Source organism: Rhizobium phaseoli, from assembly GCF_003985125.1.
GTDB classification, from domain to species: Bacteria; Pseudomonadota; Alphaproteobacteria; order Rhizobiales; family Rhizobiaceae; genus Rhizobium; species Rhizobium phaseoli.
Genome location: NZ_ML133584.1, coordinates 25,835 through 43,297, shown reverse-complemented (window position 1 = coordinate 43,297; position 17,463 = coordinate 25,835). Strand labels below are relative to the sequence as shown.

Annotated in this window: 15 protein-coding genes; 9 read left to right on the top strand and 6 right to left on the bottom strand. The window is 62.9% G+C overall.

All coding sequences use genetic code 11. The annotated features are described in order from the left end of the window. Positions 1–28 precede the first annotated feature (28 nt). Entirely contained in the window at positions 29–1,375 is a 1,347-nt protein-coding gene (locus EFD56_RS25240; RefSeq protein WP_064820152.1) for an extracellular solute-binding protein, read from the bottom strand. Between the two features lie 248 nt (positions 1,376–1,623). Here EFD56_RS25240 and EFD56_RS25235 point away from each other — a divergent pair, with 248 nt between their 5' ends. Both EFD56_RS25235 and EFD56_RS25230 read left to right on the top strand, forming a co-directional pair. After that, positions 1,624–2,082 carry a YbaK/EbsC family protein gene (locus EFD56_RS25235; RefSeq protein ID WP_064844422.1) on the top strand — a complete coding sequence of 153 codons (459 nt, stop codon included), beginning with the start codon at positions 1,624–1,626 and terminating at the stop codon, positions 2,080–2,082. An 84-nt stretch (positions 2,083–2,166) separates the two neighbouring features. Continuing rightward, positions 2,167–3,168, top strand: coding sequence for a Tim44 domain-containing protein (locus tag EFD56_RS25230; RefSeq protein ID WP_126906597.1), 1,002 nt, complete (start codon positions 2,167–2,169; stop codon positions 3,166–3,168). A 62-nt stretch (positions 3,169–3,230) separates the two neighbouring features. Here EFD56_RS25230 and EFD56_RS25225 read toward each other — a convergent pair whose 3' ends face one another. Beyond that, the gene (locus EFD56_RS25225) at positions 3,231–4,262 is read right to left on the bottom strand and encodes a hydroxyacid dehydrogenase (RefSeq protein ID WP_126906596.1); all 1,032 of its coding nucleotides are present in this window, start codon (positions 4,260–4,262) and stop codon (positions 3,231–3,233) included. A gap of 318 nt (positions 4,263–4,580) precedes the next feature. Here EFD56_RS25225 and EFD56_RS25215 point away from each other — a divergent pair, with 318 nt between their 5' ends. From EFD56_RS25215 to cydX, 7 genes are all read left to right on the top strand, one after another. After that, positions 4,581–5,180, top strand: a complete 600-nt coding sequence (locus EFD56_RS25215; RefSeq protein WP_126906595.1) for a HupE/UreJ family protein — start codon at positions 4,581–4,583, stop codon at positions 5,178–5,180. A 269-nt stretch (positions 5,181–5,449) separates the two neighbouring features. Next, positions 5,450–6,028 carry a GbsR/MarR family transcriptional regulator gene (locus EFD56_RS25210; protein WP_012489745.1) on the top strand — a complete coding sequence of 193 codons (579 nt, stop codon included), beginning with the start codon at positions 5,450–5,452 and terminating at the stop codon, positions 6,026–6,028. Between the two features lie 4 nt (positions 6,029–6,032). Beyond that, positions 6,033–7,763 carry a thiol reductant ABC exporter subunit CydD gene (cydD, locus tag EFD56_RS25205; protein ID WP_126906594.1) on the top strand — a complete coding sequence of 577 codons (1,731 nt, stop codon included), beginning with the start codon at positions 6,033–6,035 and terminating at the stop codon, positions 7,761–7,763. After that, entirely contained in the window at positions 7,760–9,451 is a 1,692-nt protein-coding gene (locus tag EFD56_RS25200) for an amino acid ABC transporter ATP-binding/permease protein (protein WP_126906593.1), read from the top strand. The genes cydD and EFD56_RS25200 overlap by 4 nt, the downstream gene beginning before the upstream one ends. Before the next feature lie 77 nt (positions 9,452–9,528). After that, positions 9,529–11,109 carry a cytochrome ubiquinol oxidase subunit I gene (locus tag EFD56_RS25195; protein WP_037118687.1) on the top strand — a complete coding sequence of 527 codons (1,581 nt, stop codon included), beginning with the start codon at positions 9,529–9,531 and terminating at the stop codon, positions 11,107–11,109. A 6-nt stretch (positions 11,110–11,115) separates the two neighbouring features. Next, positions 11,116–12,270 carry a cytochrome d ubiquinol oxidase subunit II gene (gene cydB, locus EFD56_RS25190; RefSeq protein ID WP_012489741.1) on the top strand — a complete coding sequence of 385 codons (1,155 nt, stop codon included), beginning with the start codon at positions 11,116–11,118 and terminating at the stop codon, positions 12,268–12,270. 13 nt (positions 12,271–12,283) lie between these two features. Further along, positions 12,284–12,406 (top strand): cytochrome bd-I oxidase subunit CydX, encoded by a 123-nt coding sequence (gene cydX, locus EFD56_RS25185; protein ID WP_016735521.1) that lies wholly within the window; start codon positions 12,284–12,286, stop codon positions 12,404–12,406. Positions 12,407–12,444: 38 nt separating this feature from the next. Here cydX and EFD56_RS25180 read toward each other — a convergent pair whose 3' ends face one another. From EFD56_RS25180 to EFD56_RS25165, 4 genes are all read right to left on the bottom strand, one after another. Continuing rightward, positions 12,445–14,448 (bottom strand): aldo/keto reductase, encoded by a 2,004-nt coding sequence (locus tag EFD56_RS25180; RefSeq protein WP_126906592.1) that lies wholly within the window; start codon positions 14,446–14,448, stop codon positions 12,445–12,447. Positions 14,449–14,600: 152 nt separating this feature from the next. Continuing rightward, positions 14,601–15,683 (bottom strand): ABC transporter ATP-binding protein, encoded by a 1,083-nt coding sequence (locus tag EFD56_RS25175; protein WP_010020382.1) that lies wholly within the window; start codon positions 15,681–15,683, stop codon positions 14,601–14,603. A gap of 13 nt (positions 15,684–15,696) precedes the next feature. Beyond that, the gene (locus tag EFD56_RS25170; RefSeq protein ID WP_012489738.1) at positions 15,697–16,533 is read right to left on the bottom strand and encodes a carbohydrate ABC transporter permease; all 837 of its coding nucleotides are present in this window, start codon (positions 16,531–16,533) and stop codon (positions 15,697–15,699) included. Further along, on the bottom strand, positions 16,530–17,390 hold the full coding sequence (locus EFD56_RS25165) for a carbohydrate ABC transporter permease (RefSeq protein ID WP_004680281.1): 861 nt from the start codon (positions 17,388–17,390) through the stop codon (positions 16,530–16,532). Before EFD56_RS25165 ends, EFD56_RS25170 begins: the two co-directional genes overlap by 4 nt. Positions 17,391–17,463: the final 73 nt, after the last annotated feature.

Here is a 17,463-nt window from a genome sequence, read left to right as displayed (position 1 = left end):
TCGCCGCCGCCCGGAGGGATGCTCCGGTTTAGCGGATGACGATCTTGTCGCCGAGCGTGCTTTTCAGCTCGCTCTCGGCATCGCCGATGGCGGCGTCGACGGTCTTGGCGCCGGTCCAGGATGCCTGAAGGCCCTTCCACATGATGTTCCAGTAGGTGCCGAAATCGGAATTGTTCGGCATCGCATTGGCATGCGGCAGCAGGCGCTCGGTCGCTTCGCGGGTCCAGCGGTCGGCCGAGTAGAATTCGACTTCGGATTCCGCCTCGGAGATGCCGAGATGGGCTGATTTGACCGCATGCAGCGCGTTGATGCGCGGCTCGGAGGCGATCTTGATCAGCTGGGCGGCGATTTCGGTGGCTTCCTTGTCGTGACCGGCAGTCAGCATGTAGACGAGCGGGTGCGTCAGCGTGTTCGCCTTGCCGCCTTCGCCGGCGGGGATCAGCGTGAAGATGACATTGCCGAAGAAGTCCTTGAGGCCTTCCTGGTTGACCAGGCGGGCATAGTGCCAGGTGCCGGCGTCCCAGATGCCGGCCTTGCCGGTGGCGACTTCCTTCCACCACTGGTCGCCCGGCATGCCTATGTGGTTCTTCTTGGTGACGCCCGCCTTAACGGCATCGGCAAAGAACTGATAGGTGCGGGTCATCGCCGCCTTGTCGAAGACGAGCTTGCCGTTTTCTTCCATCGTGCCGCCGAAGCTGGTATAGAACTGCCAGTAGTCGGGGCCGTTGCTGGTGCGGGGATAGAAGCCGTAGCCGGCCTGGACGAGGCCCTTGTCCTGCATCTTCTTGGCGTCTTCGAGCAGGTTCTTCATAGTGTACTTGCCGTCCTGAACGCTCTGCGGCAGCGCATCCAGATCGGCGTCGCTGTAGCCGATCGCCTTCATATACGGCTTCCAGAAGAACATCGGGCGGGATTCGGCATCCTGCGGAATTCCGTAGACGGTGCCGTTGTAGGTGGCGATCTTCAGCAGGTTCTCGTAGATGCCGTTGAGCGGCCAGGAGTCGAGATCGACATAATCCTCGATCGGAACGATGAGGCCGGCCTGCGACCACGGCGCGATATCCTCATGGCCGCTGACGACGATGTTCGGGGCGGTCTTGGCTTCGGCGGCAAGGGTCAGCGCCTGCTTGAAGTCGTCCCAGCCGGAATAGGCCTTCTTCTCGACGGTGATCTTCAGGTCTTCGCCTTTGAGGGCGGCTTCGCGCTGCAGCTGCTGGGCTGCGATCTCGATGGCGTCGAGACGATAGGTGTCGTTCGGGCCGGTGCCGCCGGCCCAGACGCCGATGGTTACGTCCTTGGCGAGTGCAAATGCGGAGGTCGAGGCCAGGATGGCGGCCGCGATCGTAAGGGATTTCAGCGTCGGCAAAATGGTCATTTTCTTCGTCTCCCTTGAAGAGCAGTGTGAAGCCTCTTGACGGGCCAGCACTGTCGCTTGACGGCCGTTCCGAAACCCCACGAAAACGTGACATGTCCCGCTCTATGGGCTGAACGTAACGGCCGAATGACAAAATTGAGCACGTGTGCAAAATTATTATGACAGCGTCGGAAAGACTTGCAAGCGCCGCTTTTCAGTGCAGCTCTTTTGCACTTCAAATTGTGTTTATGCTGGTCTAGCATGACGGCATGAGCCTTGAATCCGTCCGCGCCTTCCTGCGTGCGCATGCACCCGATATCGATATCATCGAAACCGCCGAGAGCTCCTCGACGGTGGCTCTTGCCGCCGAGGCCCACGGCGTCGAGCCTGCGCAGATCGCCAAAACGATCTGCCTACGTGTCGGCGAGCAGATGATGCTCGTTGTCGCCGGCGGCACGGCCCGGCTCGACAATCGCAAGTTCAAGGACACTTTCGGAGCCAAAGGGCGCATGCTCGACGCCGACGAGGTGGTGGCGCTCACCAGCCACCCGGTCGGCGGCGTTTGCCCCTTCGGCCTGCCCGCACCGCTGCCGGTCTATTGCGATATTTCGCTGAAACGTTTCGACGAAGTCCTGCCGGCGGCCGGTTCGACGAATTCGGCGGTGCGCATTTCGACCGGGCGGCTCGCAGCCTTGACAGGCGCCAGCTGGGTCGATGTCTGCCAGTAAAGCGGCCGAGAACTTCAAACGGCGGAAACAGTACCTATATTCTATCCCGACATGCCGTGATTGTGCATGACAGGAGACCAAGAAATGCCGAGTGCCGTTTCGCGTTTTGCCAGGATCGCCGCCATTGCCGTACTGACGAGCGCTACCGTTTTTGCCACGATCAGCGATGCCGATGCGCGCCGCGCCGGCGGATTCGGTGGATTCGGAAGCCGCGGCACGCGAACCTTCAGCGCCCCACCGGTCACTCGCACCGCACCTGCCCCGGCTGCGCCGATCGAACGCTCGATGACGCCACGCCCGCAGACGACCGCACCCTACAACACGCAGCAGCCCGGCTATGCCCAGCAGCGCCCTGGCTTCTTCAACGGCTTCGGCCGTTCGATGATCGGCGGCCTGATTGCCGGCGGCCTTCTCGGCATGCTGCTCGGTCACGGTTTCGGCGGTAGCTTCGGCTTCCTCGGCATGTTGCTGCAGATCGCCCTGATCGGCGGCGCCATCATGCTGGCGATGCGCTATTTCGCCAATCGTCGCCAGCCTTCTTATGGCGCCGGCGGCCAGAGCCGGTCCTATAGCATGTCGCCCACCAACAATTCGTCCTTTCAGATTCCGGCGATCGGTTCGGGCGCCGGTTTCGGCGGGCAGTCGCGCGGCAACCGGCCGAGCGATGAGATCGGGCTGGCCCAGGCCGACCTCGACCAGTTCGAGGAATTGCTGACCAACGTTCAGACCGCTTACGGCGCCGAGGATTACGGCACACTGCGCCGGCTGACGACGCCCGAGGCAATGTCCTATCTTGCCGAGGAGCTCGGCGAAAACGCCACCAACGGCGTTCGCAACCGCGTCTCCGACGTCAAGCTCCTGCAGGGCGACATCGCCGAAGCCTGGCGCGAGGGCGGCCAGGAATACGCGACGCTCGCCATGCGCTATTCCTCGATCGACGCCATGGTCGAACGCGACAGCGGCCGTGTCGTTTCCGGCGATGACCGCCGTCCGAGCGAGAGCACCGAGATATGGACATTCGTGCGCAAGCACGGCGGGGATTGGAAGCTCGCGGCAATCCAGGGCACGGGGCAACGCGCCGCTTAACCGAAAGTCGTCCTGCCTCTTTATATCGGCCTAAATCGCCAGGCGGTTCCGGCTGACACTCCTTAGTTGACGGCTACCGGCTTGGAACGCATGCGGGAGACCGTCTCGCGTTCGGCCCGCTTGCAGCGCATCGGCGGCAGGCCGCGATCCATCAGGTCCATATCTTCCAGCACCATGTCGCCCATCTTCTTGAAGGCGCTGTCGAGGGCACCGGCCCGGTGCGCCGAGCGGAGGAAGCCCTTCAGGCTGCGCACCGGATGGCCAGACGGCAGCGGCTCTTCAGGATAGACGTCGCTCGCCGCGACGATATGGCCGGAGGCGACGGCCGCCATCAGCGCGTCGAAATCGACAACGTCGGCGCGGCTGAGGAGAATGAAGGCGGCGCCTTGGCGCATGCCGGCGAAGGCTGCGGCGCCGAGGAATCCCTTGTTTTCGCTGGTGACGGCGGCGACGACGAAGATGAAATCGCTCTTCGTCAGGACATCCTCCAGGCTTGCGGGCTCGACGCCGTTTTCCTCGAGGATCGAGCCGGGCAGCCAGGGATCGAACACCCTGATGCGCGCCCTGAAGCCGGACAGCACCCGTCGCAGCGCCTTGCCGAGATCGCCGAAGCCGACGATGCCGATCTCCGAGCCGGCGATCAGCCGGGCGCTCGCATTGCCCTCCCCGCCCCAGCGTTCGCTGCCGTGGCGAAAGTCGACATCCGCGTCGACGATGCCGCGCGCCAAGGCTAGCGCGAAGCCGAGACCGATTTCGGCCACCGGTTCGGCGAAGACCTGGCCCGTCGTCACGACGTGGATGCCGCGTTGAAAGAGCACGTCATAGGGCATGTTGTTCAGGAGATTGCTTTCGACATTGAGGATCGAGCGCAAGGCCGGCATTCTGGCCAAGGTTTCCGCCGAGAGCGGCGGCTGGCCGATGATGTAACGCGCTCTGCCGAGAATCTCGTCGCCAAGCCCGGCGATATTCTCCGGATCGGCTTCGATGACCTCGTATTTCGCGTGCAATTCGGCGCGCGCCGTATCGCTGAAGATCAGATCGAGGGTGCGCGGCTCGGGCGCGCTGATTGCCAGCGGCCGTTCGGCATTCGTCATGGGTATCTCCTCCGTCGCGGGCGGCTTGCATCGCCTCGGCCGAAGGATTGATAGCCCCTGCTTGCGGCAGTTTCCAGTTCGCCGAGGAGGAATGCCGAGCGGCGAACTGCAAAACCGGAGTCGATCCAGCGCCGCCGGCGCGGGCGAAGCCATGGAAAGCGGCAATTGCCTATCAGATAAGCAATTGAATTGGCTTATTATTTTATCATCCCATCGTTGACGCCGCGAATTTCTTGACTTAGCTTGCTGCGCACGACTTGGAACTCGGCGGTCGTCGGCGACCGCAGGATTTTTGGAAAAAACGCGAGGAAATCGACAATGAAATCAGCACTGAAGAGCGGCCTGCTTGCCTTGGCTGCCGTGGCGCTTCCGGCTGTCGCTTCCGCCCATCCCGCCGTTGGCGAAGCTGCCGGCTTTACTCATGGCTTTGCTCATCCGCTGTCCGGTCTCGATCATGTCCTCGCCATGGTGATGGTCGGCGTTTTGGCTTTCCAGCTTGGCGGCCGCGCTCTCTGGCTCCTGCCGGCAACCTTCGTCATGGTGATGGCGTTTGGCGGCGCTCTCGGTGTTGCCGGCGTCAATGTTCCCTTTGTTGAAACCGGCATCGCGTTTTCCGTCATCGTTCTTGGGGCCGTCGTTGCGCTGAACGTCAAGGCGCCGCTCGCCGCAGCGCTCGGCATGGTCGGTTTCTTCGCCATCTTTCATGGCCATGCGCATGGCGCCGAAATGCCGGAAGATGCGGCCGGCGCTGCCTATGCTGCCGGCTTCATGATCGCGACGGGGCTGCTGCATGTCGCCGGCCTCGCCCTCGGTTACGTCATCGGTCGCGCCGGCGAAAACCGAAGCGTTGTGGTGACGCGGATGGCGGGCGGCGTTGCCGCGATTTCAGGCCTCGGCATCCTGGCCGGCTTGATCTGAGCTGGCTGATCGCTGAAATGAAAGCGGGTGCGCGTCTGGATGCACCCTTGATAGACGAGGACGCCCGGCGCCTATTGCCGGGCTTTTTTGCGTCGTTCTCTGTCCGGCAATGAACTTGCCGCGCGTAATTCCTGCCGCGGTCGAATCCGGCGCGTAAATTGACGATATCCAAATTGACGCAGGCGCCTCTTGCGCATTGTCGGCGGAATGCAAAACTCTGTATAGTAATTTCAGAAATTTCTGAAATCACAGATGCAACGGGAACCGCCATGAATCTTCCGCCTCTCGTCCAGTCCTTCGTTCTCCATTTCGGCGAAATGGGATCGCGTTGGGGGATCAACCGCACGGTCGGGCAGATCTATGCTCTGCTCTTCGTCTCGCCCGGATCGCTCTGCGCCGAGGAGATCGCCGAAGCGCTCAGCATCTCGCGATCCAATGTGTCGATGAGCCTGCGCGAATTGCAGGCCTGGAACCTCGTCCTTCTCAAACACAAGCCGGACGATCGCCGCGATTTCTTCACGACGCCGGATGATGTCTGGCTCATCTTGCGAACGCTTGCCGAGGAACGAAAGAAGCGTGAAGTCGATCCGACGCTGTCGGTTCTGCGCGAAATCCTGATGCAGCGCCCTGCCAGCGAAGCCGAACGGCATGCGCAGCAGCGCATGAGTGAAATGCACACGCTGATCGAACAGCTGACCCATTGGTACGAGGACGTAAAACAACTTGAAACGGAAAGGCTTGCAACGCTACTCTCGCTCGGCGCGAAAGTGACAAAGCTTCTGGAGGCCAAGGACCGGGTCGTTTCGCTCGGCCGCGGCCGCCGGCCGAATCCTGCGAACAAGAGTTAGCGCCATGGGCACTGCTTTCTTCGACGCGACAGACAAACCAGAGACGCAGCCGCCGGACAGCGATGCCGTTTCACCTCGCAGCGTTGCGGCGAAAGGAAGGCTGCGCAGGGCGGCAATGCTGCAGGCGCTGGCCGGCTCCATCTGGATCCCGCAGGCCGGCTTGCTCGCCATCTCGGTTGGCCGCATCGCCGATGGCGGTGGATTGCATGATGTCCTCTGGCCGGCCTTCGGTACCCTCGCACTCGGACTGGCAAGAAGCTGTCTTGACGCAGCCGGCAGCCGTCTGGCCTTTCAGGCCGCCCGCGCCGAGCTCAGCCGCAAGCGGCAGGCCGCGGTCGCCGCGCTTTCCCTGTCGTCGCCGATCGATCGTGGTCGGCCGGCCTCCGGCAAAGCCGCCAGCGTTGTCGGCGAACAGGCCGAACTCATCGTGCCCTATCTTGCCCGTTTTCAGCCGGCGCGGATGAAGGCGAGCCTTGTGCCGCTCGTCATCCTTGCGTTCATCCTGCCGGTTTCCTGGATCGCTGCGCTGGTTTTGCTGTTTGCCGCGCCGCTGATCCCCATCTTCATGGCGCTGATCGGCTGGCGCGCCCAGGCGGCCAGCGAAAAACAGCTCGTTGCGACCGGGGGCCTCAATGGTTTCCTGCTCGACCGGCTGCGCGGACTGGCGACGATCCGAGCGCTCGACGCGGTGGATGCCACCGCGCTGCGGCTTCGCCGGGAGGCGGAATCGCTGCGCCTGCGGACCATGGCGGTGCTGAAGATCGCTTTCCTCTCCTCGGCCGTGCTCGAGCTTTTCGCAGCACTCGGCGTGGCGATGATCGCCGTCTACGTTGGCTTCAGCCTGCTCGGCGAAATCCGCTTCGGCATCTGGGCAGGCCGGCTCGACCTGACCGAGGGATTGTTCATTCTGCTGCTGGCGCCGGCCTTCTTCGAGCCGCTCCGCGAGCTTTCCGCCGTCTGGCACGATCGAGCGGCTGGTGAAGCGGCGCTGAAAGCGCTGGAGGCTCTGGCTGCAGGCGGTTTGCCGATCCGGGGATCGACCGAAGCAGCAGCGCCTACCAGCGTCGGTGCTCCGGCCGTCCGCTTCGAAAATCTCGCCTTTCGCTACGGTGCCGGCGAACCGCTGATCGTTGACGGTTTCAACCTGGATATCACCGCTGGTGAACATCTGGCGCTTCTCGGGGCAAGCGGCTCTGGCAAATCGACGCTCCTTTCCTTGATCGCGGGGCTGGCGCCCTGCAGCGGTGGCCGCATCATCATCGGCGGCGTGGAGCTTGCGGATGCAGCTGCCGGCAACCTGCGGGGCGCCATGGCGTGGATCGGTCAAAAGCCGCATATCTTTGTCGGCACCATCGCCGGCAATATTTCGCTCGGCAGGTCCGGCATAGCACGCGTCGATATCACGGATGCACTTGGTGTCGCGAGACTCGGAAAGGTAACAGAGGCCTATGGTGACCGGCCGCTCGGCGAGGGTGGCATCGGGCTTTCCGGCGGCGAGGCGCTGCGGCTTGCGATCGCGCGGGCGGCCTGCAATCCGCACCTGCGGCTGATCCTGGCCGACGAGCCGACCGCGCATCTCGATGCCGCCACCGCGGCGGAGGTTACCGAGAGCCTGCTTTCACTCGCCCGGGGACGCACTCTTGTTGTTGCGACCCACGATCCGCTGCTTGCTGCGCGCATGCATCGCAGTGTCCGCATCGATTCCGACAGCTTTCTCCGGGAGGCGGCCGAATGAGCGGATTTGCTGCAGATCTCAAGCCGATCCTGCGCCTGTTCCTTGCCGAGCGCCGGCGAGCACTGCTGCTCGGTGCGGCACTCTCGGCCGCGACGGTGACCGCGGGCATTGCCCTTCTCGGCCTGTCCGGCTGGTTCATCACCGCCACCTCGCTTGCCGGTCTTTCGACCGCGGCCGCCGTCACTTTCGACGTTTTCGCGCCCTCGGCCGGCATTCGCCTGCTGGCCATCATCCGCACGGCAGCCCGTTACGGCGAAAGGCTTGCGACCCATGATGCCACGCTCGGTGTGCTTGCCGCCCTGCGCGAGAGACTGTTTCGCAGTTTTGGCGAACCGGGTGCGGCGCGCGCCCTGCACTATCGTCCCGCACGGCTGCTGTTCCGGCTGACGGCCGATGTCGATGCGCTCGACTCCCTTTATCTCCGTATTCTCGTGCCGGCCGCGGTGGCCGTCGGCGCAGCGCTGGTCGCGAGCCTCGCACTGGGGCTGATGCATCCCTTGTTCGGACTGTGTTTTGGCTTGCTTCTCGCCGGCGCCGGCCTCGGCCTGCCTCTGATTGCCGGCCGCGCAGCCCGAAACCATGCCCGCCGGCGCTTCCATGGCATCGAGGCGCTGCGGTCGCGGACGATCGATCTCGTCGCCGGCCAGACCGACCTGCTGATGGCCGGGCGGATTTCTTCGCAGAAAGAGGCGATCGCCGCTGCCGATCGGTACGCCGCCTGCGCCGACGACCGCCTGAACCGCATCGAGACTGGCCTGACCTTCGGTTTCGGCCTTGTCTCGGCGCTGCTGCTGACGGCATCGCTGCTTGCCGTTGCGGCTCTTGCCGAAGCCAAGCTGATCACCGCTCCCGTTGCGGCCCTGGGTCTGCTCGTCGCCTTTGCGGCCGTCGAACCTTTTGCGGCGCTGCGTCGCGGCGCCCTTGACCTCGGCAGGACGCTGCTTGCGGCAAGGCGCATCGCGCCGCGGCTTGCCGTCGTCGTCCCGCCCGAACCAGTGGCCCCTCCTATGCCGGGATACGCCTTCTCGCTGGGGGATGTGTGCGCCTTCCATGAAGGCTCCACTGCGGCGGCGCTCAAGGATATCGATCTTGCGCTCCGGCAGGGCGAACGCCTGGCCGTCATCGGCAGCAGCGGCGCCGGCAAGTCGAGCCTGCTTGCATTGCTTGCCGGCGAGTTGCCGGCAAGGACGGGAAGCATTGCCGCGACGACCGCGACGCTGCTGACACAACGGACGGAACTCTTTGAGGATAGCCTGCGGGGGAACCTGACCCTTGCCGACCTGAATGCAAGCGAGGCCCGTCTCCATGACGTGCTCGCAGCCGCCGGTCTGCTTGGCGATGTCGAGGCCATGCCGCGGGGGATCGATACGCCGCTCGGTGAAGGCGGGCTCGGCCTTTCCGGCGGCCAGTCGCGCCGGCTGGCGCTTGCCCGGCTCTTCCTGCGCGACACGCCGCTCTGGCTGCTCGACGAGCCGACCGAAGGCCTCGACGGCGCCACCGCCCGTGACGTGCTCGGCCGTCTCTCGGCGATGGCGGCGGGCCGCTCGCTGGTGATCGCCACGCATATCCGCCGCGAAGCGGCCATCGCAGACTACATCGTCGTCATCGAAGGCGGCCGAATTTCAGAAATTTCGCGCCGCGGCGAGGCGGCGTTCGAAAAGGCGCTCGACCGGCTTCGGCCGGACTAATCGAGACCCGCATGCCCTCAACCGCCACCCGGCGCTTGAGAATGCTCTGTACCCCGTGGGACCGTGGGAGAAAGACAATGGAACTAGATATCGTAGCACTTTCGCGCTTTCAATTCGCGCTGACGGCGCTTTACCACTTCCTGTTCGTGCCGCTGACGCTCGGCCTGTCCGTGCTGCTGGCGATCATGGAAACCGTCTATGTGATGACCGGCCGCCAGATCTGGCGGCAGATGACGAAATTCTGGGGGACGCTGTTCGGCATCAATTTCGTCATCGGCGTCGCCACCGGCATCGTCATGGAATTCCAGTTCGGCATGAACTGGAGCTATTACAGCTATTATGTCGGCGACATCTTCGGCGCGCCGCTGGCGATCGAAGGTCTGATGGCCTTCTTCCTGGAGGCAACCTTCGTCGGTCTGTTCTTCTTCGGCTGGGACAAGCTGTCGAAGGTCGGCCATCTCGTTGCCACCTGGGCGGTGGCGCTCGGCTCGAATTTTTCCGCACTCTGGATCCTCATCGCCAATGGCTGGATGCAGAACCCAGTGGGATCGGCGCTCAATCCGCAGACGATGCGCATGGAGATCACAAGCTTCTTCGACGTGGTCTTCAACCCGGTCGCCCAAGCGAAATTCGTTCATACGGTCTCGGCGGGTTATGTCTGCGCCTCGATCTTCGTGCTCGGCGTTTCCGCCTGGTATGTGCTGAAGGGCCGGCATATCGAGCTTGCCAAGCGCTCGATGACGGTTGCCGCCTCCTTCGGCCTCGCCTCGGCGCTCTCGGTCGTCGTGCTCGGCGACGAAAGCGGTTATCTCGCGACCGAAAATCAGAAGATGAAGCTCGCCGCAATCGAGGGCATGTGGAAGACCGAGCCGGCGCCGGCTGCCTTCACCGCCTTCGGCTTCCCCGATCAGGAGGCGCGCGAAACGCATTTTGCCGTGCACATTCCTTGGGTCATGGGCCTGATCGGCACACGCTCGCTGACGACCGAAATTCCCGGAATCGACAAACTCGAACAGCAGGCCGAAACCCGCATCCGCGACGGCATCAAGGCCTATGACGCGCTGATGCAGATCCGCACGGCGCCGGCGCAGGACCAGGTTGCGCAGGAAGTGCGCAGCTCCTTCGAGGATCTCGGCCATGATCTCGGTTACGCCCTTCTTCTGAAGCGCTATGTCGACGATCCGCGCCAGGCAACCGACGCGCAGATCGCTCAGGCGGCGCGCGATACGATCCCGCATGTGCCGACGCTCTTCTGGTCCTTCCGCATCATGGTCGGCCTCGGCATGTTCTTTATCCTGCTGACCGCCACTTTCTTCTGGCTGTCGGCGCGGCGTCATCTCGACACGTACCCGCTGCTGCTGAGGATTGCCGTGCTGGCGATCCCTCTCCCCTGGGTCGCCATCGAGCTCGGCTGGGTGGTCGCCGAATTCGGCCGCCAGCCCTGGGTGATCGAAGGCGTGTTGCCGACGGCAGCCGCCGTCTCCAGCCTCGGCGCCAGCACGGTGCTGCTGACCATTATCGGTTTTGGCGCCCTCTACACGGTGCTGATCGTCATCGAGATGAGCCTGATGATCAAGGCGATCAGACAGGGGCCGGAACCGGATGACGAGCCGGAATCGGCGCTGATTTCCGAAACCCTCATCCCGGCTGCGGAGTGACCTGCCATGATCCTTCACGAATTCATCGATTATGAAACCCTGCGCGTCATCTGGTGGCTGCTGCTCGGCGTCGTGCTGATCGCTTTTGCGGCCACAGGCGGCTTCGACCTTGGCGTTGGCACGCTCCTGCCTTTCGTCGCCAGGACCGATACGGAACGACGGGTGGCGATCAACACGATCGGCGCCACCTGGGAAGGCAACCAGGTCTGGCTGATCCTCGGCGGCGGCGCCATCTTCGCCGCCTGGCCGCCGCTCTATGCTGTCTCCTTCTCGGGCTTTTATCTCGCGATGTTCGCGATCCTCTTCGCGCTCATCCTGCGCCCGGTCGGCTTCAAATACCGGTCGAAGCGCGACAGCGCCCGCTGGCGCAGCGGCTGGGACTGGGCGCTCTTCGTCGGCGGTTTCGTGCCGTCGCTGATCTTTGGTGTTGCCGTCGGCAATGTGCTGCAAGGCGTGCCCTTCCGTTTTGCCGACGACATGCGGATTTTCTACGAAGGCTCGTTCTTCGCTCTGCTCAACCCCTATGCGCTGCTCTGCGGCCTGCTCTCCGTTGCCATGCTGACAATGCACGGCGCGGCCTGGCTGGTGGTGAAGGCGAGCGGTCCGGTCGCGGAGCGGGCCAGAAGTTACGGCAGTATCGCCGCTCTTGCCGCTATTTTGCTTTTCGCGCTCGGCGGCCTCTTTCTCTGGACCGGGGTCAGCGGCTATCGCATCACCAGCGATATCAGCCCGATTGGACCTTCCAATCCGCTGCTGAAGACGGTGGTGATCGAGAACGGCGCATGGCTTGCCAATTACAGCGCCCATTCGTGGATGATTGTGGCACCCATCCTCGGCTTTGCCGGCGCCGCACTGGCCTTCATCGCCATGCGCGCAAGACGAGAGGTGATAACGCTCATCTTCAGTAAGATCGCGATATTGGGCATCATCTCGACGGTCGGTCTGTCGATGTTCCCATTCATCCTGCCCTCCTCGCTCGATCCACGATCGAGCCTGACGGTCTGGGATGCCTCGTCGAGCCATCAGACCCTGTTCATCATGCTGGTGGTGTCGGCGATCTTCCTGCCGATCATCGTCGCCTACACCGCCTGGGTCTACAAGGTCCTGTGGGGCAAGGTCGACGAGAAATCCGTGACCGACAAAAACAGTCACGCTTACTGAGGGAGATGAAACAATGTGGTATTTCGCATGGATCCTCGGCCTGCCGCTGGCGGCCGCCTTCGCCGTCCTCAACGCCATGTGGTACGAGCTGGTCGATGACGCAGCCAGAAAGAAGGCGTCCGAAGCGCGCAAGTAAATCAAGGGGGCGCGGTTCGAGCCCGCGCCCCCTTATCATCAGCCTTCCAGCCACTTCACCTGATCGGGCGTCAGCTTGATGTCCAGCGCCGAAAGGCTGTCTTCCAGCTCGGCGACGGTGCGCGGCCCGATCAGCGGGATGACCGGGAAGGGCTGGGCGATCACATAGGCGAGCGCGATGTGGATCGGGTTGCGGCCGAGCTTGTTGGCCAGTTCGATGGCGCGGTCGCGGCGGCCGAAATTGCGCTCGGAATACCAGACCCGCACGATCTCCTCGTCGTCCTTCTTGTCACGGCCGGCGCGGTCGGTGAAGAAGCCGCGGCCCTGGCTCGACCAGGCGAAGTTCGGGATCTGCTTCTCGTTCAGCCATTTCTTCCAATCGTCGTCGGAGGCGGCGACGCAGCCGGCCCAGATCGGATCGAGCATCTCGGCAAGCGAGAAGTTGTTGGAGAGTGCGGCCGGTGCCGCCTTGCCAGTCTTTTCAGCATAGGCGATCGCCTCGTCGAAACGAGCGCGTGTCCAGTTCGACCCGCCGAAGATGCCGCGGATGCGGCCGCGCTTGACCTCGGCATCCATTGCGTCGACGAATTCGCCGACGGGAACGTCGGTATTGTCGCGATGCATGAAATAGACATCGACATAGTCGGTCTTCAGCCGGGCGAGCGACTGGTCGAGCTGCTTGGCGATCATATCGGGATAGCAGAGCGGCGAATGCGCGCCCTTGCCAATCAGCACGATCTCCTCACGCGGCACCTTGCGGCTCGTGTGCCAGTCGCCGAAGATCGATTCCGTCTTGCCGGCTCCATAGACAAAGGCCGTATCGAAGGCATTGCCGCCGGCCTCGTAGAAGGCGTCGAGCGTCAGCGAGGCGGCGGCAAAATTCGGGAAGAATTCGAAGCCGAGTGTCACGACCGAGGCCGGCCTGGAAATGCCGGGGATCTGGCGCTGCGGGATGCTGCTGCCGCGCGTGACCGTGCCGCCGGCGATGTTGGCCGTGCGCTTTGCTGCCTTTTCGACGCCGTATTCGAGGCCGACCGAGGCGCGCCACTGGTCCAGCACGCGCAGGTTTCCGATCGAATCCGCCCAGCTCATGCCGGGGGCGCTGAATTCGGTTCTGCCGGCGCGGATGGCATCGCCCGCCGCATCGGCTTCGAAGGAATAGAGCCAGCGATCCTCCTTGACCTCGACCGTTTCCTGCTTGCCGCTCTTGAAGATCTCGATCTTGCCGGCGCCGCCCTTGTGGCCCGAGGCGAACCAGAAGTCGGCGACTTCGATCCGGCCCTCGGAGCCGATGATGCGCAGCACGTTGTCCTGCTGTGCCATGATCGAGCATGAGACTTCGGCGATGATCTCGTTCGGGAATTTGAGCACGGCCGACGCCCATTCATCGACGCCGCTTTCTCCGAGATGGGCGACGCCCGAAACCTTCTCCGGTTCGAGGAAGGCTTTGCCTTCCGCAGCGCCCGCGATCAGCCGCGCCATCGAGACCGGATAGCCGCCGACATCGAGAATGCCGCCGCCTGCCGTGTCATTGGCGAACAGCCGGTGCTCCGGCCGGTAGCTGCCCATGTTGAAGCCGAAGCTGGAGCGAATGATACGCAGCGTGCCGATGACGCCGCTCTTGATGAGTTCGACCAACTTCTCCGTCTGCGGATGCACGCGGTACATGAAGGCTTCGCCGGCAAAGACGCCGGCCTTCTTGGCTTCGTAGTAGACGGCTTCAGCATCATAGGCCGAAAGCGCGATCGGCTTTTCCACCAGGATGTGCTTGCCGGCGCGGGCCGCCTTGATCGCCCATTCGGCATGGCCGGTATGGGGCACGGAAATATAGACCGCATCAACCTCGGGATCGGAAAGCAGCGCCTCATAACCATTGACGATGCGGGCGTCGGGGAAGTTTTCGGCAAGTCCCGGCTTGGAAGGATTGCGCGTGGCGATCGCCACCAGTTTGCCGGTGCGCGAATGGGCGACGCCGTCTGCAAAGGTGCGGGCGATGGTGCCGGGGCCGATAATGCCCCAGCGGATCGGTCGATCGGAAGTCATGGAAAATCCTCTTTCGTCTTTCTGCCTTGGGATTGCGACAGAGCATGATGCCGAAAAGTGTCAGTGGTTTTCGGGACGACATCATGCTCTAACTCTTTAATTTAGAACGGGATTCAGATCTCAGGCCGGCCCGGGCCTAAAATCATCCTTTTCTAGCGGAGCCGGCTTCCGGCGCCGTCAAAAAGGAATGTGTGGCGGGCGGGAAGGCCGACGGTCAGCGTCTCCCGATTGCCGGCTGTGCGTGATTCCGGCCGTTCAATGATCAGCTGCTCGCTGCCGATGGCGGCATAGATGTAGCTGGTATTGCCGAGATGTTCGGCGACATCGACCGAGACGGTGAGATCGGCGTCGCCCGCGCCGGCATCGACGAAATGTTCGGGCCGGATGCCGATGGTCACCTTTGCGCCGGTTTCGATGGGGCTGGCAATGGGGAGCGGCAGCCGCGTCGCGGGATTGCTTTCCAGCGCGATCACCGCCCTGCCCGGTTGCGCCTCGACCACCACGGCCTTCAGGAAATTCATCTTCGGCGACCCGACAAAGCCGGCGACGAACTGGTTAGCGGGATCGTCGTAGAGATCGAGCGGCGCGCCGATCTGCTCGATATTGCCAGCGCGCAGCACGACGATCCTGTCGGCCAGCGTCATCGCTTCCGTCTGGTCGTGGGTGACGTAGATCATCGTCGTGCCAAGCTGCTTGTGCAGCCTCGAGATCTCGACACGCATCTGCACGCGCAATTCCGCGTCGAGGTTCGACAATGGCTCGTCGAACAGGAAGACCTCGGGTTCACGCACGATGGCGCGGCCGATCGCGACACGCTGGCGCTGGCCGCCGGAAAGCTGCTTCGGCCGCCGCTTCATCAGCTCGGTGATCTGCAGGATGTCAGCGACATGGCGCACGCGCCGCTCGGTGTCGGCCGCCGGATTGCCGTTCATGCGCAGGCCGAAGCTCAAATTTTCCTCCACCGTCAGGTGCGGATAGAGTGCATAGGACTGGAAGACCATGGCGATGCGGCGATCGGCCGGCTCGACATCGTTGACGACCCTGCCGCCGATGCGAAGCTCGCCCGAGGTGATATCCTCGAGCCCCGCGATCATCCTGAGCAGCGTGGATTTGCCGCAGCCGGACGGGCCGACGAAGACAACGAATTCGCCGTCCTTCACCTCCAGATTGGCGCCGTGGATGATCTCGAAGCCGCCGAAGCGCTTGACGATATTGCTGAGTGAAAGCTCTGCCATGCAGCCTCCCCGATTATTTGATTGCGCCGGCCGCGATGCCGGCGATGAAATGGCGTTGAAGAGCGACGAAGACAACGAGGATCGGCGCCGTTAGCAGCACCGCGCCAGCCATGATGCCGCCCCAGGAGACCTTGGTGAGGCCGATCAGCGTTCCCAATGCCACCGGCGCGGTCATCATCCCCGGTCTGGAATTGATCAGCAGCGGCCAGAGGTAATTGTTCCACGAGTGCAGGAAGAGAATGATCGCCAATGCCGCCATCGTCGGGCGCGCCAACGGCAAGGCGATGCGCAGGAAGATCTGCCATTCCTTGACGCCCTCGACGCGGGCCGCATCGAAGAGTTCGCCCGGCATCATCGAGAAGGATTGCCGCATGAACAAGACGCCGAGCGAATTGAAGAGCGGCGGAACGATCAGCGCCACCCATGTGTTCGCCAGCTTGAATTCGCGCGCCACCATGATGAATTGCGGGATGACGACCACCGAGAAAGGCAGCGTGATCGTGCCGAGGATGATGGCGATGACGACGGAGCGGCCGACGAAACGATAACGCGCCAGCGCCCAGCCGGCCATCGAGGTCAACAGCACCGAGAGGATGGTGTAGATGATCGCGACGCCGACGGAGATCACCATCGCGCCGATGAAATCGGTATCGGCCTGCAGGTTCTGGAAATTTGCGACGAAGTTGGTCGACGGCCAGAGCACGATCTCAGGGCTGAAGATGCCGTTATCTGGCATGGTCGAGAAGACGAACATCATCCAGAGCGGAAACAGCCAGATCAGCGCCAGCGGCGCGAGCACGGCGTGCAGCGCGATCTGGCGGATGAGAAGGGATTGCGACTTGGATCTCATTTCGGTTCCCTCCCGAGCCAGAGATTGAGAAGCGAGATCACCACGGCGAGGGCCGCCATCGTATAGGCGATCGCCGAGGCATAGCCGAAGTTCAGCGAGGTGAAGCCCTGGCGGTAGAGAAAGAGGCCGAGTGTCTCCGTACCACCGCCGGGACCGCCGCGATTTGTGATCAGGAAGGGCTCGGTAAAGAGCTGCATAGTGCCGATGACCGAGAGCACCACACAGAAGAGGATGATCGGCTTCAGCAGCGGAAGGGTGATGTGGAAGAATTGCTGTACCTTGCTCACCCGGTCGAGGGTGGCTGCCTCGTAGACATCGTCGGGAATGGCCTGCAGGCCGGCGAGGATGATGATGGCGTTATAGCCGGCCCAGCGCCATGTGACGGCGAGGATGATCACCGCCATCGCGGCATTGGCATTGTCGAACCAGGATACGGGGCTGAAACCGACGGCCGAAATCATCTTGTTGATGACGCCGAAATCGAGGCTGAACATCAGCCGGAACACGGCTGCGTAGGCGACCTCACCGACGACGACCGGCGCAAAGAAGGCGAAACGGAACAGCGGGCGCGCTTTCAGGAGCGGCGAATTGAGCAGCACGGCCATGACGGTCGCAAGCGCGATCATGACCGGCACCTGGATCACCAGGATGATCAGCGTGTTGTAAAGAGCGTTATAGAAGGCAGGGTCGTAGAAGAGCCGGCCCCAATTGGACTGCAGACTGTATTTCCACGGGTTGATGCGGGTGTTTTGAAAGGAAATCAGGAACGAATTGATGATCGGCCAGACCCAGAAGGTGGCAAAGATCAGCAGATAGGGAGCGAGGAACGCATAGGCGCTCCGGGTTCTGAACGGCATCCAGTTTCCTCCACACGAAATCAACGAATGACCGGCCGCTTTGCAGGCCGGGAGAATGCCGGGCGCCCGAAGC

Bases quoted from the DNA above. Each gene is read 5' to 3' on its own strand.
- EFD56_RS25240 (WP_064820152.1), bottom strand. From the start codon at position 1,375: ATGACCATTTTGCCGACGCTGAAATCCCTTACGATCGCGGCCGCCATC.
- EFD56_RS25235 (WP_064844422.1), top strand. From the start codon at position 1,624: ATGAGCCTTGAATCCGTCCGCGCCTTCCTGCGTGCGCATGCACCCGAT.
- EFD56_RS25230 (WP_126906597.1), top strand. From the start codon at position 2,167: ATGCCGAGTGCCGTTTCGCGTTTTGCCAGGATCGCCGCCATTGCCGTA.
- EFD56_RS25225 (WP_126906596.1), bottom strand. From the start codon at position 4,262: ATGACGAATGCCGAACGGCCGCTGGCAATCAGCGCGCCCGAGCCGCGC.
- EFD56_RS25215 (WP_126906595.1), top strand. From the start codon at position 4,581: ATGAAATCAGCACTGAAGAGCGGCCTGCTTGCCTTGGCTGCCGTGGCG.
- EFD56_RS25210 (WP_012489745.1), top strand. From the start codon at position 5,450: ATGAATCTTCCGCCTCTCGTCCAGTCCTTCGTTCTCCATTTCGGCGAA.
- cydD (WP_126906594.1), top strand. From the start codon at position 6,033: ATGGGCACTGCTTTCTTCGACGCGACAGACAAACCAGAGACGCAGCCG.
- EFD56_RS25200 (WP_126906593.1), top strand. From the start codon at position 7,760: ATGAGCGGATTTGCTGCAGATCTCAAGCCGATCCTGCGCCTGTTCCTT.
- EFD56_RS25195 (WP_037118687.1), top strand. From the start codon at position 9,529: ATGGAACTAGATATCGTAGCACTTTCGCGCTTTCAATTCGCGCTGACG.
- cydB (WP_012489741.1), top strand. From the start codon at position 11,116: ATGATCCTTCACGAATTCATCGATTATGAAACCCTGCGCGTCATCTGG.
- cydX (WP_016735521.1), top strand. From the start codon at position 12,284: ATGTGGTATTTCGCATGGATCCTCGGCCTGCCGCTGGCGGCCGCCTTC.
- EFD56_RS25180 (WP_126906592.1), bottom strand. From the start codon at position 14,448: ATGACTTCCGATCGACCGATCCGCTGGGGCATTATCGGCCCCGGCACC.
- EFD56_RS25175 (WP_010020382.1), bottom strand. From the start codon at position 15,683: ATGGCAGAGCTTTCACTCAGCAATATCGTCAAGCGCTTCGGCGGCTTC.
- EFD56_RS25170 (WP_012489738.1), bottom strand. From the start codon at position 16,533: ATGAGATCCAAGTCGCAATCCCTTCTCATCCGCCAGATCGCGCTGCAC.
- EFD56_RS25165 (WP_004680281.1), bottom strand. From the start codon at position 17,390: ATGCCGTTCAGAACCCGGAGCGCCTATGCGTTCCTCGCTCCCTATCTG.